Annotated in this window: 18 protein-coding genes; 5 read left to right on the top strand and 13 right to left on the bottom strand. The window is 65.5% G+C overall.

Annotation, left to right across the window (positions count from 1 at the left end; all coding sequences use genetic code 11):
- A partial coding sequence (locus F6X40_RS31910; protein ID WP_187630558.1) for a hypothetical protein occupies positions 1–1,282 on the bottom strand: 1,282 nt, incomplete at its 3' end.
- Positions 1,283–1,656: 374 nt separating this feature from the next.
- Between F6X40_RS31910 and F6X40_RS31905 the strand changes: the two genes are divergently transcribed.
- Together F6X40_RS31905 and F6X40_RS31900 are read left to right on the top strand one after the other, a co-directional pair.
- Positions 1,657–2,790: an AGE family epimerase/isomerase gene (locus F6X40_RS31905; protein ID WP_187630557.1), complete on the top strand. Its 1,134-nt coding sequence runs from the start codon at positions 1,657–1,659 to the stop codon at positions 2,788–2,790.
- 302 nt (positions 2,791–3,092) lie between these two features.
- On the top strand, positions 3,093–3,296 hold the full coding sequence (locus tag F6X40_RS31900; RefSeq protein WP_018424088.1) for a cold-shock protein: 204 nt from the start codon (positions 3,093–3,095) through the stop codon (positions 3,294–3,296).
- A gap of 133 nt (positions 3,297–3,429) precedes the next feature.
- On the opposite strand, the gene F6X40_RS31895 is transcribed toward F6X40_RS31900, so the two are convergent.
- Positions 3,430–5,052: a methyl-accepting chemotaxis protein gene (locus tag F6X40_RS31895; protein ID WP_187630556.1), complete on the bottom strand. Its 1,623-nt coding sequence runs from the start codon at positions 5,050–5,052 to the stop codon at positions 3,430–3,432.
- Between the two features lie 283 nt (positions 5,053–5,335).
- On the opposite strand from F6X40_RS31895, the gene F6X40_RS31890 reads away from it, so the two are divergent.
- Positions 5,336–5,770: a PaaI family thioesterase gene (locus F6X40_RS31890; RefSeq protein ID WP_184037950.1), complete on the top strand. Its 435-nt coding sequence runs from the start codon at positions 5,336–5,338 to the stop codon at positions 5,768–5,770.
- A gap of 87 nt (positions 5,771–5,857) precedes the next feature.
- Here F6X40_RS31890 and F6X40_RS31885 read toward each other — a convergent pair whose 3' ends face one another.
- The 4 genes from F6X40_RS31885 to F6X40_RS31870 are packed head-to-tail and all read right to left on the bottom strand — an operon-like array spanning position 5,858 to position 9,414.
- Entirely contained in the window at positions 5,858–6,706 is an 849-nt protein-coding gene (locus F6X40_RS31885; protein ID WP_187630555.1) for an ureidoglycolate lyase, read from the bottom strand.
- A gap of 52 nt (positions 6,707–6,758) precedes the next feature.
- Positions 6,759–7,502 (bottom strand): SDR family oxidoreductase, encoded by a 744-nt coding sequence (locus F6X40_RS31880; RefSeq protein WP_018424084.1) that lies wholly within the window; start codon positions 7,500–7,502, stop codon positions 6,759–6,761.
- Positions 7,503–7,535: 33 nt separating this feature from the next.
- Positions 7,536–8,366, bottom strand: a complete 831-nt coding sequence (locus F6X40_RS31875) for an amidohydrolase family protein (RefSeq protein WP_187630554.1) — start codon at positions 8,364–8,366, stop codon at positions 7,536–7,538.
- Between the two features lie 7 nt (positions 8,367–8,373).
- Positions 8,374–9,414: an aldo/keto reductase gene (locus F6X40_RS31870; protein WP_187630553.1), complete on the bottom strand. Its 1,041-nt coding sequence runs from the start codon at positions 9,412–9,414 to the stop codon at positions 8,374–8,376.
- A 260-nt stretch (positions 9,415–9,674) separates the two neighbouring features.
- On the opposite strand from F6X40_RS31870, the gene F6X40_RS31865 reads away from it, so the two are divergent.
- Positions 9,675–10,460 carry an IclR family transcriptional regulator gene (locus F6X40_RS31865; RefSeq protein ID WP_187630552.1) on the top strand — a complete coding sequence of 262 codons (786 nt, stop codon included), beginning with the start codon at positions 9,675–9,677 and terminating at the stop codon, positions 10,458–10,460.
- 114 nt (positions 10,461–10,574) lie between these two features.
- Positions 10,575–11,120 (top strand): hypothetical protein, encoded by a 546-nt coding sequence (locus F6X40_RS31860; RefSeq protein WP_184004394.1) that lies wholly within the window; start codon positions 10,575–10,577, stop codon positions 11,118–11,120.
- Between the two features lie 42 nt (positions 11,121–11,162).
- Here F6X40_RS31860 and F6X40_RS31855 read toward each other — a convergent pair whose 3' ends face one another.
- The 7 genes from F6X40_RS31855 to F6X40_RS31825 form a co-directional block, all read right to left on the bottom strand.
- On the bottom strand, positions 11,163–13,613 hold the full coding sequence (locus tag F6X40_RS31855) for a GNAT family N-acetyltransferase (protein ID WP_187630551.1): 2,451 nt from the start codon (positions 13,611–13,613) through the stop codon (positions 11,163–11,165).
- 171 nt (positions 13,614–13,784) lie between these two features.
- Complete coding sequence (locus F6X40_RS31850; protein WP_184037933.1) at positions 13,785–15,386, bottom strand: peptide chain release factor 3; 1,602 nt, start codon at positions 15,384–15,386, stop codon at positions 13,785–13,787.
- Between the two features lie 752 nt (positions 15,387–16,138).
- Positions 16,139–16,438 (bottom strand): H-NS family nucleoid-associated regulatory protein, encoded by a 300-nt coding sequence (locus F6X40_RS31845; protein ID WP_018424077.1) that lies wholly within the window; start codon positions 16,436–16,438, stop codon positions 16,139–16,141.
- Between the two features lie 124 nt (positions 16,439–16,562).
- A complete protein-coding gene (locus tag F6X40_RS31840; RefSeq protein ID WP_187630550.1) occupies positions 16,563–17,762 on the bottom strand; it encodes a serine hydrolase domain-containing protein in 1,200 nt (399 codons plus the stop codon).
- A gap of 144 nt (positions 17,763–17,906) precedes the next feature.
- Positions 17,907–18,110 carry a hypothetical protein gene (locus tag F6X40_RS31835; protein WP_090808221.1) on the bottom strand — a complete coding sequence of 68 codons (204 nt, stop codon included), beginning with the start codon at positions 18,108–18,110 and terminating at the stop codon, positions 17,907–17,909.
- Between the two features lie 541 nt (positions 18,111–18,651).
- Entirely contained in the window at positions 18,652–18,915 is a 264-nt protein-coding gene (locus F6X40_RS31830; RefSeq protein ID WP_184037925.1) for a hypothetical protein, read from the bottom strand.
- Between the two features lie 99 nt (positions 18,916–19,014).
- Complete coding sequence (locus F6X40_RS31825) at positions 19,015–20,481, bottom strand: sigma-54 interaction domain-containing protein (protein WP_187630549.1); 1,467 nt, start codon at positions 20,479–20,481, stop codon at positions 19,015–19,017.
- Positions 20,482–20,601 lie beyond the last annotated feature (120 nt).

Here is a 20,601-nt window from a genome sequence, read left to right as displayed (position 1 = left end):
CTGCGGTGGGGGTCGTGGCGGCGGGCGCCGACGCGGCGTTCGCTGTCGCCGCATGCGCGTCGAGCAGGCTCACCATCGCCGCTTGCTGGTTCTGCATCATCTGTTCGATGCGGTGTTGCTGCGCCGTCGTCTCGCGCGTGAGGCGCATTAGCAGCAGCGTCTGCGCGATGCCGATCGCCACTGTCACCAGCAGCGCACCGACCACGATCGACAGCATCCATTTCACGCGCCGCGAATGATCGGTCGCGGCGCGGCGTTGATCGGCGATCACGCCATAAAGCGCATCGACCGTATCGGCGAACGCGGTGGCACGCGCGCGGTCGAGTTCCGGCTCCGAGCGTAGCGCGGCGGCGGCCGCGTCGGTGCGGCGCGCGTCACGCGAGGAAGTGGCGAATCCGGCGTGGTTGTCTGCGGACGAGGACCGGGGTGTCGTCAGCAGCGCGGTGGCGGAGAACTTGTCGTCCTGTTTCGTGGTCACGGCCTCTGGCGAGGCGGATTGCGTACGCGTCGCGGGCTCGTCGGCGGACTGGCTCATGCTACTGCCGTCGCTCGCAGCGGACGTTGCAAGCGAAGCCGGGGCGGTAGCCGCTGCGGCATCGCGCGATGCCGTCGCGGCTTTCGCGAACGTCGCGGCGAAACGCTGCTGCGGCTTGCCCGCGCCCGCCGTCGCAGCCGACTCCGCTTCGGCCGCCTGGCGCAACGCGGTCACGCTGCGCGCGACGGTCGCGGCGGCCATCGCCGAGCTGAGCGGCGCGGATGGCTCACGCGACGTTGCCGCGGGCTCGTCGTCGGTGTTTGCTGCGGCGTTCGGCGCTGAGCCGTCGGGGGCGCCGTTCGCGGGCTCGTTAGCGGGCTTGTTTGCAGACGCATCCGCAACCGCCCTCACCGGCTCGGCGTCAAACCCGCTCAACTGCCCGTTCACCGGCATCGGCGCATCCAGCTTCGCCGCACGCGGTGCGCGGCGCGCAGTTTTGTCGAGCGACCCGTGTTCATCGAATACGCCGACCGCCTGCAGCACCACGTCCGGCAGTTCGAAGCCGTGCAGCGTGCCTTGGCGGACGTCGATGTTCATCGCCTCGAGCGTCGCGCGGGTCGGATCGTCGGGGAACAGGTCGAGCGTGCTGTCGTCGCGCGCGACGCCGCTCAGTTGCGCGAGGCGTTGCGCCGAGCGCGCCGCGCGCGCCAGCTTGTTTTCGGTTTCGGTGGAGACGGCGCCCTGGCGCTGCTTCTTCGAAGCGACGCGCGGGGGCATGGACTGCTGGGATGCTGCGGAATCTGCCATAGAGGAAAAAGCGGTCGTCGCCAGGAACGGGGCGCCGGATGCCGCTTGTCATTGCCATTGGAATATTTAGAGCCAGCATTGTCGCATGGCGCTCCGCCCGTGCCGAAGCCATTCCCCGTCGATTTGCGCCCTTTCGCGCGACTCGCGCCTTTCACGACCTCGCGTCGTCGCCCTGGAATTGCCGCACGCCGTGCCATTGCCGAAGGCGAGCGCAGCATCGAGCATTTCGGATGCTTGACCCAAGCTGTCAGCGCGAGGCGTTTGCTTTATGCTAGGCCGCACACCGCAGCAGTCTCGGCGAGCGGAATCCTGAAACGCCGCCCTGAACGCTGCCTCGACACACTGCGCGCGTTGCGCGCCCGAACCAACCGACGATGCCAAGCACGCCCCCTCCCCCTGCTTCGACGACCACCGCCGCGACCGCGCTGCGCGAGCACTTCGCGAACGTGGTGCTGCCGATGTGGCGCGGGCCCGGCTTCAATCACGCGTTGCAGCTGCCCTACGAAGCGCTCGACGCCACCGGAGGCGAGCCGCTGCCCGCGCAACGCTATCGGGCGATGGCATGCGCGCGGCAGCTGTTCACATTTGCACAAGCGGGCGACATGGAACACGCGCGCGTGCTGTTCGATTCGCTGACCCGCACCTTTCGCGACGCCGACCACGGCGGATGGTTCTACAGCGTCGACGCGCTCGGCCTGCCGCTCGATACGACCAAGGACCTCTACACGCACGCGTTCGTCGTGTTCGCGTGCGCGGAATACGCGCGGCGCTCCGACAACCTCGACGCGCTGAAGCTCGTGCACAGCACGACCGCGCTGATCCAGTCGAACTTCGCGGCCGACGGCGACCTGTTCAACGCCGCGCTCAATGTCGACTTTTCGAAGGTCACCGCCACGCCGTTGCAGAATCCGCTGATGCACCTGACCGAAGCGTGGCTCGCCGCCTGCGAGGCGACGCGCGACAACGTCTTCGGCGCCGCGTTGCGCCGCCTCGCTGGCGCGGTCGCGCGACACTTCATGCATGCGCCGAGCGGCTGCATCGCCGAATTGCCGATCGGCGCGAGCGGTAACCGTCTGGAGCCGGGACATCAGTTCGAGTGGTACTGGCTGGTCAGGCAGGCGGGCGCGCTGCTCGACGGCACGGGGCTAACCGACGCGCTGGCGCGCGCCTTCACCTTCGCGCAGCAGCATGGCGTGGACCCGGACAACGGCGGCGTGTGCGCATCGCTCGACGAGGCTGGCAAGGTCAGCGACGCGACCCAGCGGATCTGGGCGCAGACGGAATATCTGCGCGCGCTCGCCAGTCACGACGATCCGGCCGTGCGCGCGGCGCTGCCGCAACAGATCGCACGTTTTCAGCGATGCTTTTTGCATGAACACGGCTGGTTCGAATGCAAGACATCGAGCGGCGAAATTGCACGTACGGACATGCCGTCAACGACGCCTTATCATCTGGCCACCGCCTACGCAGCGCTGCCTGTGGACGCCGAAATTCGAGCGCGAACTTAGCCGAATTTGGCCAGTGATAGATGAAGTTCGATGCTTGATCGTCTCAATAAAGTACGGCACGCACGGACGAATGTCCGCCGCCAGGTCGCGGGAGAAATTGTATGTCGCTGGTAAACCCCGGCGCAAAAAAGTTCTCCTCAGACGTTCTCAAAGCGCGAAAAAACATCAAAGCGGGGGAATACCCGGATGCAGGTTGATTGGCGTCTGTCATAAAGACGTGATACAACTCTTCCCTCGCGCTCGCTCTCGCATTGGAGCGATTGCGGTCGCGATGCAATACACAACATTTATTTGGATCAAAAATGGCAACAGGTACTGTTAAGTGGTTTAACGATGCAAAGGGCTTTGGCTTCATCACCCCGGACGACGGCGGCGAAGACCTGTTTGCACACTTCTCGGAAATCCAGTCTTCGGGCTTCAAGTCCTTGCAGGAAAACCAGAAAGTGTCGTTCGAAGTCAAGCAAGGCCCGAAGGGCAAGCAGGCTGCAAACATCCAGCCGGTCTAAGTTCCTTCGGGTACTTTGAGACAGACTTGGACGTCACAATAGGCGCCTCCACAGGCGCTTGCGTCTAATGCAAAATGGCTCGCTTTACGCGGGCCATTTTCTATTTCTGCGTCCGTTTTCAAGCGTCGCCGCTTTAAAGCGCATGCATTCCGGTTAATGCGAATTCTGCGTTTGCGACGGACATTGCTCCGCGCTGTTGCGTACGCAACACACTTTCAGAAATTTCGAACACGGAAACGGCCTGCTTCAGGTGCTCGGTTTGCTGATGCAGCGAAGCCGCCGCCGCCGCGGCCTGCTCGACGAGCGCCGCGTTCTGCTGCGTCATCTCGTCCATCTGCACGACCGCCTGATTCACCTGCTCGATGCCGGTGCTCTGCTCGAGCGACGACGCGCTGATTTCGGCCATCATCTGCGTGACGCGCGAGATCGACGCCGACACATGACTCATCGCTTCGCCGGCGCGCTCGACGAGCGTCGAGCCGCCCTGAATCTCCGCGACCGATTCGCTGATCAGCGTCTTGATTTCCTTCGCCGACTGCGCGCTGCGTTGCGCGAGGCCGCGCACTTCGCCGGCCACGACCGCGAAGCCGCGGCCCTGCTCGCCCGCGCGCGCCGCCTCGACGGCGGCATTCAGCGCAAGGATGTTGGTTTGGAACGCGATGCCGTCGATCACCGAGATGATCTCGGCGATCTTGTCCGAGCTCTGCGCGATGCCGCGCATCTTGTCGACCACCTGATTGACGACTTCGCTGCCGCGCGACGTCGCGTCAAGCGCGGTCTCGGCGAGCGCATTGGCTTCGCGCGCATGATCGGCGTTCTGGCGCACGGTCGCTGTGAGTTCCTCCATGCTCGATGCCGTTTCCTCGAGCGACGCCGCCTGGTTTTCGGTGCGCGCCGACAGATCGACGTTGCCGGTCGCGATCTCGTTGGCGCCAAGATGGATCGAGTCGGCCGATTCGCGCACGCTCTTGACGGTGCGTGCAACGCTTGCCTGCATTGTCGCGAGGCCCGAGAACAGACGGCCGATTTCGTTGCTGCCGCGTGCGGCGATCGGTTGATCGAGACGGCCTTGGGCGATGCGCTCGAAGTGGCGGCCCGCTTCCTCGAGCGGTGCCACGACGCCGCGGCGCAGCGCCGTATAGACGGCGAGCGTGCCGGCGACGAGTACGAGCAAAATCACCACGCTGACGATGCGAAACGCCGCCACGCGCGCATCGATCGAATCGAGCGACGCGCGGCTCGCGGCGGCGCCGAATTGCCCAAAGTTGTGCACTTCCGCCAGATAAGCGTCCTGAAACGACTGCGTCGGCTGATCGAGGAAGGCCTGGATGTTGTTCGAGTCGAGATACTGCGCGAGCTCCGCGAGCGCGCCATGCAGCGTCTTGTAGCGTTCGGCGAGCGCGGCGGCGCGCGCGCCGTTTTCGTCGCTGGTCTTCTGCGCGCTCATGAAGGCCGCGAAAGACTGATCGGCGGCGGCGAGCTGTTCGCGAGCGTGCTGCACGATGTCCGTAGGCTCGGTGCCCCCGCGCACCATGCGCGTGCCGGCACGCGACAGGTTGATGCGCGCGTCCATCAGGCGCTGCGTCGTCTGGTTGACCGCGTCGACCTGCTTCAGCGCGATGTTCGACAGATCGCCGACGTCGTCGTGCGTGCGCGTCAGTGACCAGAAGCCCAACCCTACCGTGACGAGCTGGAAGACGCAGAACGCGGCCAGAACACATAGCAGGCCGGATGCGACCTTGATCTTGCTGAACATCGTGGACACCTGGGAACAAAGGATGACGGAGGTACATCAGGGTTAACGGCAGGCCGATTGGCGGCTTGAGGCCAATTCCCGCAAAAAGCGCTCTACGTGCAGGTTTCATCGTCGATCGTCGCGATTGCGGTTGTTTTGCGCAACAATGCGCCGCTGGTCGCGCGGAATCACCTTGCGCAGCGCAGCGGCACTTCCTAGAGTGGGTAGGGACCGCGTGACGCACGCCGCGCGGATGTTTTGTTGCACCGATGCACTACCCAGACCCCTGCACGAAGGAACCACGATGACCGACCTACTCGACCGGGCGCGCGGCGCACTGCACGCCCAGCCGTTCAGCATGCTGCTAGGCGCGGAGCTGATGCACGCCGGCAGCGACGAGCTCACCCTATGTCTGCCGATTCGAGACGAACTGCGGCAGCAGCATGGCTTCGTACATGGCGGCGTCATCAGCTATCTCGCCGACAATGCGTTGACGTTCGCTGGCGCGCTGTCGCTGGGTCCGAGAGTCGTGACCGGTGAGTACAAGATCAATTATCTGCGCCCGGCAGTGAAGGGCACGCTGATCGCGCGCGCCAGCGTGGTCTATGCGGGCAGGCATCAGGCGACCTGCCAGTGCAGCGTGTTCGTGATGGAGGGGAACCGCGAGAAGCTGGTGGCGGTCGCGCAGGGCACTGTGAATCGGATTGGAGAGGACGGGGAGCAGGAGGCGGGGGCTTAAAGCCGGGACGCCATGAAAAAAGCCGCTCCTGCGCGAAACAGGAACGGCCTTTCATTTCACAGCGATATGACGGAAAGAGAAAGCGCGTTACTCCGCCGCGTAAGTCTTCTGCGTCTGCTCGCCCAGCCCTTCGATACCCAGACGCACCGTCTGCCCCGGCTTCAGAAACACCGGGTTCGGCTTCACGCCCATGCCGACGCCCGGCGGCGTGCCGGTCGAGATAACGTCGCCCGGCTGCAGGCTCATGCACTGCGACACATACGACACCAGCTTCGCGACACTGAAGATCATCGTCTTCGTGCTGCCGTTCTGGTAGCGATGGCCGTCCACTTCGAGCCACAGGCTCAGGTTCTGGGGATCGGCGACTTCGTCGCGCGTGACGACCCAGGGGCCGATCGGGCCGAACGTGTCGAAGCCCTTGCCCTTGTCCCACGTGCCGCCGCGCTCGATCTGCCATTCGCGCTCCGACACGTCGTTGATGACGCAATAGCCGGCCACATGCTCGAGCGCGTTCGCTTCGTCGACATACTTCGCCGCCTTGCCGATCACGACGCCGAGTTCCACTTCCCAGTCGGTCTTCTTCGAACCGCGCGGGATTTCGATGTCGTCGTTCGGGCCGCTGATCGCGCTCGTCCACTTGTTGAAGATGACCGGTTCCGCCGGTACCGGCAGATTCGATTCCGCCGCATGATCCGCATAGTTCAGGCCGATGCAGACGAACTTGCCGATCTTGCCGACGCACGGTCCAACGCGCGGATTACCTTCGACGACCGGGAGCGTTGCCGGATCGAGCGCGCGCAGTTTCGCGAGACTTTCATCGCCGAGCCCAGCGCCGTCGATATCGCCCACCACCTTCGACAAATCGCGAATCTTGCCTTGCGCGTCGAGCAGGCCCGGCTTTTCCTGGCCTTTCGGCCCATAACGAAGCAGTTTCATCGTTGCACTTCCCTTTACGTTCAGTAGTGTCCGGTTCGTCAGTCAATCAGAATCAGTTCGACCATCCGCCGTCGATTACATGGAGTTGGCCCGTCGTGAACGACGACTCGTCGGACGCGAGATACAGCGCGAGCGCGGCGATCTCCTCCGGCTTGCCGATGCGGCCCATCGGCTGACGCGCGACGAAGGCGGCCTGCACCGCATCGAGCGACGCGCCCTGTGCCTGAGCCTGCGCGGCGATTCGCTGTTCGAGCGATGGCGAGGACACCGTGCCCGGGCAAATCGCGTTACAGCGTACACCACGCGTGACGAAATCCGCAGCGACGGACTTCGTCAGCCCGACCACCGCGGCCTTCGACGCGCCGTACGCGAAGCGATTCGGCACGCCCTTCACGCTCGACGCCGCCGACGACATGTTGATGATCGAGCCGCCGCCCTTCTCCAGCATGGCCGGCAAGAACGCGCGAATCATACGGTACATGGCCTTCGCGTTGAGGTCGAACGCGAAATCCCAGTCCTCCTCGCTGCATTCGAGGATATTGCCCGAGTGTACGAAGCCCGCGCAGTTGAACAGCACGTCGATCGTGCCGACTTCCGCGGCGAGCGCCTTGATCGCCGCGCCATCGAGCACGTCGAGCTTGCGCGCCTCGACCGGCTTGCCGGCGAGTCCGTCGATGCGGATATCGGTGGCGATCACGCGCGCGCCTTCGCGCGCGAACAGTTCGGCGGTGGCGAGACCGATACCTTGTCCCGCCGCGGTGATCAGGGCCGTTTTGCCGGCCAGTCTTTGTGTCATCTACGACTCCAGTTGAATGGGCTGCTAACGAAATCAAAGCCGATAAAACGCGGCGGCGTTCTCGCCGAACACGGCGTCGCGCTCGGCGTCGCTCAACGACGCGACGAGCGTGGTCGCCACCGAATGCCACAGCAGATAGTCGCCGTTCAGTTCGAGCACCGGCCAGTCGCTGCCCCACATCAGCCGCGCGGGACCGAACGTGTTCAGCAGATGCTCGACGTAGGGCCGCAGCGTGTCCTCGGTCCAGCCGGGCGAGGCCTCGGTCGCGAGACCCGACAGCTTGCAATGCACCTGCGGCAGCGCGGCGAGCCGCGTGATCGCGTCGCGCCATACCGGGTAGCCCGCCTGGCCGTAGCGGATCGGCGGCTTCGCGCCATGATCGACCACCATGCGCAGCGCCGGAAAACGCTGCACGAAGACCTCGACGTATTGCACGTGACGCGCGTAGATCAGCGCATCGAACGCGAGATCGTGCGCGATCAGCGCCTCGATCGCCGGCGCGAGATCGGGGTTCGCGATCCAGCCGTCGTCGGGCAGATCCTGAAGCATCGGCCGCACGCCCTTGAACTTCGGCTCGCGCGCGAGCACCTCGATCAGATCGGGCGCGTTCGGCAACAACAGCGGCACCCAGCCGACCACGCCCGCGATCGACGGCTCGTGACGCGCGATGTCGAGCAGGTAGCGGGTTTCGTCGAGCGTCGGCGCGGCCTGCACGACCACGGTCCGCTCGATGCCGGCCTGTTCGCGCAACGGCTTCAGATCATCAGGCCCGAACGGCCGGTAGAGGATTTTCAGCTCCGGCGTCAGCCACTCGTAGTCACCCCGCGCGGGGTCCCAGTAGTGCTGGTGAGCGTCGATCGGCATGGTCGGGTCAGTCCTCGGGCGCGGGCGCACGGGGGTCGAGCAGGCCCGCGTCGCGCAATGCGGACCACAAGGCCGCGGGGATCGGCAGCTCGAACGACGCGACGTTCTCGCGCAATTCGTCGGCGCTACGCGCGCCGGTCAGCACGGTGGCGACCGCCGGGTGTGCATACGGAAACTGCAACGCGGCGGCGGCGAGCGGCACGTCATGCGCGCGGCATACCGCCTCCAGACGCGCGACGCGCTCGATCACCTCGGGCGGCGCGGCGCCGTAATTGAACTTCAGATCGCCTTCGACGCCCCGCGCCAGAATGCCCGAATTGAACGCGCCGCCGAGCAGGATGCTGACGCCGCGCGCCTCGCAGGCGGGCAGCAGGTCGTCGAGGGTGGTCTGCTCGAGCAGCGTATAGCGGCCCGCGAGCAACGCGCAATCGATATTGCACTCGGCCATCGCATCGAGGATCACCGCGCCCTCGTTGACGCCGAGGCCGAGCGCCTTGATTGCGCCCGTCGAGCGCAGGCGCTCGAGCGCACGGAAGCCGCCCCCTTCAGTCAGTTGCCGCCAGTAGTGCGGATGCTGGTCGCCGTGCGTGACGCGACCGATGTCATGCACGAGCAGGACGTCGATATCGATGATGCCGAGGCGCTGCTGGCTGTCCTCGAACGAACGCAGAATGCCGTCGTGCGTGTAGTCGTAGATCGCTTCGAACGGCAGCGGATTCTGCCAGCCTTCGCGGTCGTCGAATGGCGACGTGCGCGGCACGAAGCGGCGGCCGACCTTGGTCGACAGCACATACTCGCCGCGCGGATAGTGGCGCAGCGCGGCGCCGAGCCGATGCTCGGCCTTGGTGTTGCCGTAGTGCGGCGCGGTGTCGAAGTAGCGCACACCCGCGTCCCAGGCGGCGGCGATCGTCGCTTGGGCCTCCTCGTCGGACAAGTCGCGGTACAGGCCGCCGAGCGGCGCCGTGCCGAGCCCCAGTCCGCTCACCTGCAACGAGCCGCGGCCGATACGGCGCCGCTGCCCGATTTTCGATCCGATCGATGCCGACATGAGCGTGTCTCCAGATTTGTGGTCTTTTTACCATGCGGCGGCGAGGGTGCGGCGGTCACACTCCGCGCACCGCTTGGGAAGTGCATTCATTCACCAATGAACGTATTATTCATATTCGAATTTTTCCAAGTCAAGAAAACTACGCGGCGCGGATGCCTGGGTTTTCCCTGGACATAGGCCATCCAGTTCGCGAAATGCTACGCACTCGCCCGCGCACACCAGATAATAAGAACTCCACACCGAATTCTCCGACCCTCACGATGGACGCCGAAGACAAGGACGACGACCGCTATCGCGCCCCCGCGCTGGATAAAGGCCTCGACATTCTCGAGCTACTGTCCGCGCAGAAGGAAGGACTCACGCGCGCCGAAATCACGCGGCAGCTGGGCCGCAACGCGAGCGAGATGTACCGGATGCTCGAACGCCTCGTCGCGCGCCAATACGTGGTGCGCTCGGCGGCTGGCGACCGCTACTCGCTGAGCCTGAAGCTGTTCGCGCTCGCGCACCGTCATCCGCCAATGAACCGGCTGATCGCAGAAGCGCTGCCGCTGATGCAGCGTTTCGCCGATGCGGCCGAGCAGTCTTGCCACCTCGTCGTCTACGACCGCGGCAACCTGCTGGTGATCGCGCAAGTCGACGGACCGGGCACATGGGGCATGTCAGTGCGGCTCGGTTCGCGGGTCGGCCTGATCGACACCGGTTCGGGGCGCGTGATGCTCGCGTTCCAGAGCGTCGAGCAGCGCCAGCAGATGCTGGCGGAGCACACGAAGGTGAAGGGCGAAGTGACGCTCGATCGCGACGCGCTGGAGGAGGCCTGCGAGCGCATCCGCGCGGCGGGCTTCTGGCAGAAGGACAGCCAGCAGACCTTCGGCGTCACCGACGTGACGTTCCCGATACTCGCGCCGTCGGGACAGGCGATCGCGGTGCTGACCTGCCCGTATCTGCGGCGGATCGACGAATACGTCGCGCCGACGCTCGAAGCGGCCACCACGCTGCTGCGCGACACGGTGCAGGCGCTGTCGATGTTCCGCGAGCTGGCGGCGTGATCGGTAAGTTGCGCGGTAAGTTGCGCGGCGGCGCGCACGCGCACATGGTTTAGAATGGCGGCCCTTCCAAAATAACGCCGCATGACGGGCTCATGCGCGCGCATCGATTGAGCAATGGCCAAACTTCTGACCGATTCCGAATTCCAGCGTTTTTCCGAACTCCAGCAGAAGCAGTCGAGCTTCACGATCACCGCCGAAGAAGCCGACGAACTGCGCGACATCGTCGCCCACGCGCAGAAGCGCCGCGACGACCGCGCCGCCGCGATGCAAAGCATCGAGACCTTCATCCAGCAGTTCCACATCACGCCCGACGAGCTGTTTTCGCCCGAGCAGATCGGCGAAGCGGCGCGCACCTACGGCCTGATTCCGGCCGCGCGCAAGGAGCGCGTGCTGCCGCCGTCGCTGACGTTCAACGGCAAGCCGTACCAATGGACCACCCGTGCACTGCCCGACGAAATTCGCGTGCCGCTGTTCGACGCGTTCAAGGGCGGTGAGTCGGTGAAAGCGTTCATTTCGACGCTGAAGGACGCGAACCGCTGCGCCGCGACGATCGCGCGGCTCGAACGCGAAACCGGCGCCGTGTATGCGCAGGCATGGCTCGACGAGCTGTCGGTCACGCGCGCGCAGGTCGATGAGGCGGCTCAGAAGCTGGCGGCGTGAGGCGGTGAAGCCATGCGTTGAGCGGCTCGCGACGTCGGCCGCTCAACGCGCCGGCTGGTTCTGCGCGGCGGACTTCGGGTCCGCCCCCGCCGTTTCGTCGAGCGCCATCCGGAAGCCGACCACACCGGGGTCATCGGTCCGCGTGATCGTGAAGCCGCTGGCCTTCGCGAGCGCGATCATCGCGGTGTTCTCGCGCAACGCTTCACCGATCAGCCAGTGCGTGCCGCGCGCCCGCGCGTACGCGATGATCCGCTGCATCAGCAACTGGCCGAGGCGCCGCCCTTTCTGATCCGAGCGCACGGTCACCGCGAATTCGGCCGTCTCGTTGTCGGGATCGGCCACCGCACGCACCACGCCGAGCGTCTGCGCGACGCCGTCTTCGTGGTCGACCGTCGCGATCAGCGCCATTTCCCGGTCATAGTCGATCTGCGTCATGCGCGCGAGTTGAGAGTGGTCGAACGCGCCGACTGAAGCGAAAAAACGCAGCCGCAAATCTTCCGGCGTCATCGCCTGCACGAACTCGCGATGCGCGTTTTCGTCTTCGGGGCGAATCGGTCGCACCGTTACACGCATCCCACGCCAGTCGATCGTTTCCTCGAAGCGGCGCGGATACGGCACGATCGCGAGACGGCTGCGCTGCGCGCCGAGCCGCAACACGGGATCGACCACCGTCACGCGGTCCCGGTAGACCCTGAGCTTCAACCACAGGCCGACGATCTCGCGCACGTCGCAAACCGCTTGCGACACCGCCGTCAACGCCGCGAGCGTCGGCTCCGGCGCGACCAGCCTCGCGTAGTGCGAACGCGTGACGATATCGCGCGCGAGCATCGGATTGAGCGGCGGCAGGCCGTACACGTGCAACCCACTGGAAACGCCGTCGATCGGCGGTGCGGCGAAGCGGAACACGGGGCCGAAGTTGTCGTCGTCGTGCAGTTCGACGGCGACGTCGACGATGGGTTTTGCGGCGCCGTCGACATCGGCGCCCGACGCATCGGCGCCCGACGCGTGGGCGCCCCCTCCTTGCGCACCCTCCACCCGCAACCCGAACCGCGACAGAAACCGCGCCGCCGCCGCCCCGGCCAGCTCGCTCGCGCCCGCCGCCAACGCTTCGCGAGCCTGCGCCTGGGCGGCGTCGATCGACTCGGGAATCTGCGCAGGCAGGCCTTCCGGCGTTTGCATCAGCAGTTCGCGGCCCAGCCGGTAATCGACCAGACGGGCGAAGGCGCGCGCGAGCCGCTGCGGCGTCGTGTGCACCGGGATGCCCTGCGCATGCAGCGCGTCGCGCCTCGTCGCATCGACACCGCCGAAAAAGCACGCGAGCAGCCCGCGATACGCAAAGCGCTGATGCTCGATCAACGCCTGCGCGACGTCGTCGACGGGCGCGCCATGCGTCGATGCGTGCACCACGACGGCGGTGCCGGTCTCGCGATACTCGCCGAGCAGCTTCAGCGCGGTGCCGAAGTGCTCAGGACGCGCGCCGTCGCCGAGCAGCAGCGGATTGCCGCCGACCGCGAGCGGCAGCGCCTCGCGCAGCGCGTCCGACGCCGCGGCCGGCCACGGCGCCAGCAGGCCGCCGGCGGCGGTGAACGCGTCGCGCGCGAGCGTCGCGAGACCGCGGTCGCTAGTGATCAGCGTGGCGGTGGCGCCCGCCGCCACGCGGCCGACGCCGAGCGTTTCGATTTCGTCGAGCAGATCGTCGAGCGCGTCGACGCGCACGAGGCCCGCGCGCCGGAACGCCGCTGTGTAGAGACCGTCGGCGGGATCGTCGCGACCGGAGCGCAGCGCGAGCACCGGCTTGTTGCGCGCCGCCGCGCGCGCGGCCGACATGAACTTGCGCGCCGCCCGCACGCTGTCGAGTTCGAGCAGGATCGCGCGGGTGCCGGGGTCGCTCGCGAGGTAATCGAGCACGTCGCCGGCATCGACGTCGGCCTCCGCTCCAAGCGCCACCGCGTGCGAAAAACCGAGCCCGCGCGCTCGTGCCCAGCCGAGCACTGCGTTGGTCAGCGCATTCGACTGCGACACCCACGCGACGCCGCCCGCCTTGACCATGCACGACGGCGCGCCCAGATGCGCGCCGAGCGCCGGCGACACCACGCCGAGACTGCCGGGTCCGACGATGCGCAACAGATGCGGCCGCGCCGCCGACAGCGCGTGCCGCAGCTCGAGCCGGTCTTCATCGCTGCGCACCTCGCCGACGATGATTACGGCGCGCGTGCCCATGCCACCGAGCTTATGGATCAGCGAGGGCCACGTCGCGGGCGGCGTGCAGATCACCGCGACGGTGGGCGCCTGCGGCAGATCGCCGACGTCGGGAATCACCGGGTGGACGCCGAGCGTCGCGTGCTTCGGATTGACCGGCCACAGCGGGCCGTCGAAGCCGCCTTCCAGCACACGCGCCCAGACCATCGCGCCGGTGCTGCCCGGCCGCTCGGACGCGCCGATCACGGCGACGGATTTCGGGCGAAACAAGGCGTCGAGGTTGCGAACGGTCACGGGCGCTCCATGCGGTTGGACAGGAATTGGAGCCGGCTTCGCGGCGAGGCGGGTGGTTCCGTCAGCATAGGCGAAGTCGCGCGCTGGCGCGGGACGTTGTTGCGGCGGAAAAGTAAAAAGCCGCGTCGAACGACGCGGCTTTTTTGCTTCGAAACCAGCGGACTCGCGGTTTTACATCGCCTTTCTGAACGGCGCCCCCGAGTGCTCGCGCAACTCGTTGAACACGATCTTCGGCCACGCCTTCTGGGCGACTTCGATCTCCGATACGTGCGAGGCCAGATAGGTCGGCGCATCGGACGCATCGAGCGCGATCCGCGCCGAGTACGAGTCGGTGAAGCGGCGCAGTTCGGCCGCATCGTCGCAGGTCACCCAGCGCGACAGCCGGTAACGCGCCGGCGCCATGCGCACGTCGACCTTGTATTCCGTCGACAGACGGTGCGACACCACTTCGAACTGCAGCTGCCCGACCGCGCCGAGAATCATCAGACCGCCGGCTTCGGGACGGAACACCTGGATCGCGCCTTCCTCGCCGAGCTGCTTCAGCGCTTCGCCGAGCTGCTTCGCGCGCATCGGATCGACCACTTCGACGGTCTGGAAAATTTCCGGCGCGAAGAACGGCAGGCCGACGAACTGCAGCTGCTCGCCTTCGGTCAGCGTATCGCCGAGACTCAGCGTGCCATGGTTCGGAATACCGATGATGTCGCCCGGATACGCCTCGCTCACCGTCTCGCGACGCTGCGACAGGAACGTGACCACGTTGTTTGCGCGGAACGTCTTGTTCGAGCGCGTGACCTTCACCGCCATGCCGCGCTCGAAACGTCCCGAGCACACGCGGATGAACGCGACGCGGTCGCGGTGCGCGAGGTCCATGTTCGCCTGCACCTTGAACACGACGCCGGTGAACTTCGACTCTTCCGGCTGCACCGGACGCTGCACGGTCATGCGCATCGACGGCGGCGGCGCGAGGTCGACCAGCGCGTCGAGAATCTCCTTCACGCCGAAGTTGTTGATCGCCGAACCGAACAGCACCGGCGACTGCTGGCCGGCGAGGAACTGCTCACGGTCGAACTCGGGCGTCGCGCCGGTGATCAGATCGATTTCTTCCTTCGCACGCACCCACGCGTGGCCGAAACGACGCTCGCCTTCCTCGTTGCTCAGCGCCTGCAACGTTTCGACCGCGCCGCCGGCCGTGTCCTGACCGGCGCGGAACACGCGCACCTGATCGCGCTGGACATCGTAGACGCCCTGGAAATCCTTGCCCATGCCGATCGGCCATGTGAAAGGCACCGCCGCCACGCCGAGGTGCTGCTCGATCTCATCGAGAAGTTCGAGCGGCTCGCGCACTTCGCGGTCGAGCTTGTTGATGAACGTGACGATCGGCGTCTTGCGGCTGCGGCAGACTTCCAGCAGCTTCAGCGTCTGCGCTTCGACGCCGTTCGCGCCGTCGATCACCATCACGGCGGCGTCGACCGCGGTCAGCACACGGTAGGTGTCCTCGGAGAAGTCTTCGTGGCCCGGCGTGTCGAGCAGGTTGATCACGCAATCGCCGTACTCGAACTGCATCACCGAGCTCGCGACCGAAATGCCGCGTTGCTTTTCGATTTCCATCCAGTCGGACGTCGCGTAGCGGTTGCTCTTGCGGCCCTTCACGGTACCGGCGATCTGGATCGCGCCCGAGAACAGCAGCAGTTTTTCGGTGAGCGTGGTTTTACCCGCGTCCGGGTGGGAAATGACCGCGAACGTGCGGCGGCGTTTGAGTTCGGAGACTGACATCGGGTCTGGCGGTCACGGAAAGGGGTTCAGGCGATTCCCGGCGGCCGTGGGCGGCCGGTATGCCGCGCGTGGCGCGGCGGCGTCGAGCTGCGAGAATCGGGCGCGGGCCCGGATCGGCCGGCGCTCGCGCCGCGTCCGAAAACGGGTGGCGAACGGGTTACGACCCAGCGTTCGACAATGCGGGAATCGCTGGCGCAAAACGGCGCAAGGTGCGAATGATACACGTCTGGCGCGACGGCCGGGGGAAAGGGCCCCGGCGCCGGACGGGGCGACGGCGCAAGCGCCGGCGCGCCGCGCATGCTTGTGGCAAAGGTGAGCGTTTTCGGGACTTGCGGCGGCGAATATCGATTTGCGGTCAAAGGTGAGGATCGCGAAGCGCATGCACGCACCTGCCAGGTCGCGGGCGCCACCAACCCGATGCGCGGGAAAACGGCGATAAAGCTTCGCACCGCTATGAACGGGTTCCGGCTCGACGCCTGGAAACGCCCGCCAGCAAAGGCTGTCGCGGGTTTGCGGCGAGCGGCGCGGGGCGGTGCGGCACGATGGCGATTCGCACCCGCGGAGGTGCGTCGCGCGACAAAGCCTGGCTCACCGAAGCATCCCGCGAGGTTCGAATGCATCGGTAAATATCGCCGTGTACGTTCGGGCGTCACGCAAAGGTGAGCGTTTTCGGGACCTTTGCAACGGTGCGGAACGGATCAAACCACATATCACTTCAGAGAACACGGACGCGTCGGCGCCCACGACGAAGCTCAACCTTCGATCAGAAACCGCTCGCGATTTTTGCCGACGAGCCAGGCCGGCGAGCGCCCACGGCCGCTCCAGGTTTCGCCGGTCTTCGGATTGCGGTACTTGGCGACCGACGTCGTCGACGACTTGCGGCGCGGCTTCGGCGAGGCGCTCGTCAAGCCGAGTTCTTCGGCGGTCAGGTCGTATTCGGCAATCTTCTGCTTGATATCGGCGATAGCTTGCGAAACTTCTTTTTCGCGCGCGGCTGCGACTTCCTTGTGGAGTTTTTCGAGTTGCGCAGTCAGCTGTTTGTAAGAGGCCATGCCGTTGTTCCCCCTCGGTTGGACGCACTGCGATGAATCGCGATGAATGGTTGGCGGACACTATCAGACGAATAAATCACAGGATAGTGAATCGCGCGGCCGAGCGCATGCGCGGCGGCTGCACTCAATCGTCGATCGCATCGTAGATGCGGCGTTCGAAGTCGATGGCCATCGGGAAGGGGTCGATCGAGCGGCGCTGGATCAGCATCAGGCCGATCATGTTCTCGACCGGATCGGCGAACCAACTCGTGCCGTACGCGCCGGGCCAACCGAACGAGCCGAGCGAGCGGTAGCCGAGCGGCAATTGCTGCGCCGGATCATCGACGATCGACAGGCCGAGGCCGAAGCCTTGCCCCGCCCAGATCACGTGACCGAAGGTAGGCAGGCGGCGCTGGTCGCGGCTCAGGAAATTGCTGCGCATCAGGTCGACCGAGCGATGCGACAGCAGCCGCGTGTCGCCGACGCGGCCGCGCCCGAGCAGCAGTTGCGCGAATCGCAGATAATCCTCGGCGGTCGAGACCAACCCGCCGCCGCCGCTCTGAAAGCGTCGTGGATTGGCCCAGCGGCTCGCCGCCGCATGATCCTCGACCACACGACGCCGCGTGCCGGGATCGATGTTGTACGCGGTGGCGAGGCGCGCAAGCTGTGCGTCGGGCACCCAGAACGCGGTGTCGCGCATGCCGAGAGGCGCGAAAATGCGCGTGCGGAAAAACTCCCCAAGAGTCATGCCGCTCACCCGTTCTATCAGCACGCCGAGCACGTCGGTCGCCACGCCGTAGTGCCAGCGCGAGCCGGGCTGGAACATCAGCGGCAACGCGGCGATGCGCGCGAGCCAGGCGCTGTTGCCGCCGCTCGCCTCGAAGCCGCTGAACGCGGCTGCGTAGGCTTCGCCAAGCGGACCCGTCGCCGTGAAGTGATACGCGAAGCCCGCGCGATGCGTGAGCAGGTCGAGCACCGTAATCGGCGCGCGTACCGGATCGGTCTGGTCGAGCGGGCCGGTCGGGTCACGCAGCACGCGCGGCGCGGCAAGCTCGGGCAGCCACCGCGAGATGGGCGCATCGAGCGCGAGGCGGTCTTCCTCGATCAGCATCATGATCGCGGCGCTCGTCACCGGCTTCGTCATCGACGCGATGCGAAACAGCGTGTCGCGCTCCATCGGCAATTGCGTGGCTTCGTCGCGTAGGCCTGCCGGTTCGAAGTAGCCGATTTCGCCGCGCCGCCATATGAGCGACACCACCCCCGCCACTTCGCCCCGCTCCACGTAGCCCTGCATCGCGTTGGTCAGCGTCGCGAGGCGGGTCGCGGCAAGTCCTGCTATCTGCATGTACATCCTGTGTCGGTCAAAGAAAACGTGCGCGCGCCCAGGTCGCTTTGGGCGATCAAACCGAAAGATAAACCCTGTCCGGCGAAAGCGCACACGACGGCTTTCCTAATTGCCGAACCCGATTGGCGGACACAATGACGACCCTCAGGCTTTCTGCCGTTTTTCCAATGCGCAAAGCGCGGCATCGAGGCGTTTGACGCGGGTTGCCTGCGCCGGCACGAGAACCGCGCCGGAAACGTGCTGAAGGCGGTTACGCCAGTAAGACAAAGGAATACGGTCTTCTGCGGAAATATGGGAAATTATCTGCTCGAGATGCTCGATGTCTTTTTCGAGTTGCTGATGATTCATTGCTTTCCCCGGATTCTATTGAATTAGTGTTGAAGCAAAAAAATCGAAAGCATGAAGCCGCGTTGGCCCGCGCGGCCCAAGGTAATGCCTGCCAGTAGCGGAAAAACCTTCCTGAACTTCTTCTGCGTCGGAAAAAACCGGCAATTTCTGCTCGCCGGGTTAAATCCTAACGGTTTAAAAAAGAATACTGCCGTCAAATTTCACGTTCCGTTGCCTGCCGCACTGACTGCGTTCGACGTCCCGAGGGTAAAGATAAATCATGGTCCGGGCGCAAAGGATAATCGGTGCGCGGTGACTCAACGTTGTAAAAATGCCGCATGCGGCTTACTTATCCAATTCGCATGCAAACCGCTTATCGGACACACATTAGGCGCATGAATTTATGACGGCCATGTGGTAACCGGAATGACACGAGCGTGTCAGCGAGCGTATCGGGAATTGCCAGGGAATAACTGCGAACAGGTGAAAAAAACCGAAGGCCGCCAGCGGATCGGCCAGCCGCGCGCGCCGGCATTGCACCGGCACGGCATCAATCAGGTACTTACTTCGCGGTCGCGCGGCAGGCGTAGATCAGGCTCAACGTACCGCCCTCGCTCGACTGGCGCACGACGTCGAACGCGCCATTGCAACTGGCGGCCGCCTGTTGCGAGCACAAGTCGGAACCGACCGGGCATTGCACGAGCGTGGTCGCACGGCCGTCCGGCAGGAACAGCGGCGCGCTGCTGCTGCAACCGCCAAGCGCGACGATCGCGGCGACGGCCAGTATGCCGCGCGAGCGGCGCGCGAAGAAGGAATGGCATTTCATGGAGACCCCGGTCACGTCTTGTTTTTCGATCTCGCGATTGTGCCACGCTGCTCTCGTGCTGCGTCAGTTGGCGTGGTGCGGCTGGCCGGGCGCGGCGAGTCAAACGTCGATGCCGTGCGCGGCGATCTTCTTGTACAGCGTCGCGCGGCCCATGCCGATCTGTTTCGCAGTGTCAATGACGCGGCCGCCGTTCGCGCGCAACGCGTCGCAGAGAAAGCGCTTTTCGAACGCGGCCATCGCGTCGCTCCACGAGGTGGGTTCGGCGATGGCGGCCACGTCCGCGCTGGCGGCCGCGACAGACGGGGTCCGCGCCGGTGCCACCGCACCGCCCTGCCCCGAGCCGATGAACGGCGCGAGCACACGCGCATCGATGCGCTCGCTGTCGGACAGCATCACGGCGCGCTCCAATGTGTTGCGCAGTTCGCGCACGTTGCCGGGCCAGTCGTACGCGCACAGCAGGCGCAACGCGTCGTCGTGCAATTCGAAGTGGCTGCCGCCGCCTGCCTGCGCGGCCAGTTCCTCGAGCATCGCGTAGGCAAGCGCCTCGATGTCGGACGGACGCTCGCGCAGCGCCGGCGCATGGATCGTCAGCACGTTGAGCCGGTAGAACAGGTCCGCGCGAAAACGCCCGGCCGCGACGAGCGCCGGCAGATCGGCCGATGTCGCCGCGATGATCCGCACATCCGCGCGCACGATCCGATTCGAGCCGAGCGGCTCGAATTCCTTGTCCTGCAGCACGCGCAGCAGCTTGCCCTGCAACGGCAGCGGCATGTCGCCGATCTCGTCGAGAAACAGCGTGCCGCCGTTGGCGAGCTCGAACTTGCCGACCCGCCCCCTGCGATCCGCGCCGGTGTACGCGCCGGGTGCGGCGCCGAAGAACTCGACTTCGAGCAGCGTGTCGGGAATCGCCGCGACGTTGACGCTGACGAGCGGCTTGTGCGCGCGCGCCGAGCCGCCGTGAATCGCATGCGCGAGCAGCTCCTTGCCGGTGCCGGTTTCACCCAGCAGCAGCACCGGCGCTTCGAGTTGCGCCGCGCGCCGCGCCTGGCGCTTCACTTCGAGCGACGCCGCGCTCGTGCCGACGAAGCTGCCGAACGTATAGCGCGCGCGGCGCGCCTGCGCAAGCGACTGACGCGTCGCGATCAGCTCCTGCTGCAACCGCGAGTACTGCGAAAAGAGGGGCGACAGCGCTTTCAGCTCGTCGAACAGCGCGAAGCCGACCGCGCCGATCGTCACGCCGGCATCGTCCTTGAGTGGCAGGCGCGTGACGACGAGCGGCTCGCGATCGGTCTCCATGATGTCGAGCAGGATCGGCTTGCCGGTGTTGACGACCTCGCGCATCAGACTGTTTGGAATCACCGCTTCGCAATCCCGGCCGATCGCCTGCTGCGGGTCAGCAAAGCCGAAGCGCGCCGCATACCGCTTGTTGATCCAGACGACGCGCGCCTGCCCATCGACGATGAAGGTGCCTTCGCTGAAGTTTTCGAACGTGCGAAACAGCGAATCCATCGCCCGACGAAGCACCTCGTCATAGGTGGCGGGCAGGCCCGTCCAGTCGGTCAACATGCTGTCTCCGCTTATCGTTTTTGATTGCATCAATCTCAATCAGTGGACGAATTTATCTCCAAATTGAGACACACGATAGGCCTTATGCATCATGACTTACCCTGGTTTCAGGTGTTCTTC

This window comes from Paraburkholderia sp. UCT31, from assembly GCF_014397655.1.
In the GTDB taxonomy this organism is placed as follows: Bacteria; Pseudomonadota; Gammaproteobacteria; order Burkholderiales; family Burkholderiaceae; genus Paraburkholderia; species Paraburkholderia tuberum.
Note: the sequence above shows the minus strand (reverse complement) of the source record. Positions and strands in the feature narration are given on the sequence as shown.

Bases quoted from the DNA above. Each gene is read 5' to 3' on its own strand.
- F6X40_RS31840 (WP_187630550.1), bottom strand. From the start codon at position 17,762: ATGCAGATAGCAGGACTTGCCGCGACCCGCCTCGCGACGCTGACCAAC.
- F6X40_RS31835 (WP_090808221.1), bottom strand. From the start codon at position 18,110: ATGAATCATCAGCAACTCGAAAAAGACATCGAGCATCTCGAGCAGATA.
- F6X40_RS31865 (WP_187630552.1), top strand. From the start codon at position 9,675: ATGGACGCCGAAGACAAGGACGACGACCGCTATCGCGCCCCCGCGCTG.
- F6X40_RS31890 (WP_184037950.1), top strand. From the start codon at position 5,336: ATGACCGACCTACTCGACCGGGCGCGCGGCGCACTGCACGCCCAGCCG.
- F6X40_RS31845 (WP_018424077.1), bottom strand. From the start codon at position 16,438: ATGGCCTCTTACAAACAGCTGACTGCGCAACTCGAAAAACTCCACAAG.
- F6X40_RS31830 (WP_184037925.1), bottom strand. From the start codon at position 18,915: ATGAAATGCCATTCCTTCTTCGCGCGCCGCTCGCGCGGCATACTGGCC.
- F6X40_RS31825 (WP_187630549.1), bottom strand. From the start codon at position 20,481: ATGTTGACCGACTGGACGGGCCTGCCCGCCACCTATGACGAGGTGCTT.
- F6X40_RS31860 (WP_184004394.1), top strand. From the start codon at position 10,575: ATGGCCAAACTTCTGACCGATTCCGAATTCCAGCGTTTTTCCGAACTC.
- F6X40_RS31905 (WP_187630557.1), top strand. From the start codon at position 1,657: ATGCCAAGCACGCCCCCTCCCCCTGCTTCGACGACCACCGCCGCGACC.
- F6X40_RS31875 (WP_187630554.1), bottom strand. From the start codon at position 8,366: ATGCCGATCGACGCTCACCAGCACTACTGGGACCCCGCGCGGGGTGAC.
- F6X40_RS31900 (WP_018424088.1), top strand. From the start codon at position 3,093: ATGGCAACAGGTACTGTTAAGTGGTTTAACGATGCAAAGGGCTTTGGC.
- F6X40_RS31880 (WP_018424084.1), bottom strand. From the start codon at position 7,502: ATGACACAAAGACTGGCCGGCAAAACGGCCCTGATCACCGCGGCGGGA.
- F6X40_RS31885 (WP_187630555.1), bottom strand. From the start codon at position 6,706: ATGAAACTGCTTCGTTATGGGCCGAAAGGCCAGGAAAAGCCGGGCCTG.
- F6X40_RS31850 (WP_184037933.1), bottom strand. From the start codon at position 15,386: ATGTCAGTCTCCGAACTCAAACGCCGCCGCACGTTCGCGGTCATTTCC.
- F6X40_RS31870 (WP_187630553.1), bottom strand. From the start codon at position 9,414: ATGTCGGCATCGATCGGATCGAAAATCGGGCAGCGGCGCCGTATCGGC.
- F6X40_RS31895 (WP_187630556.1), bottom strand. From the start codon at position 5,052: ATGTTCAGCAAGATCAAGGTCGCATCCGGCCTGCTATGTGTTCTGGCC.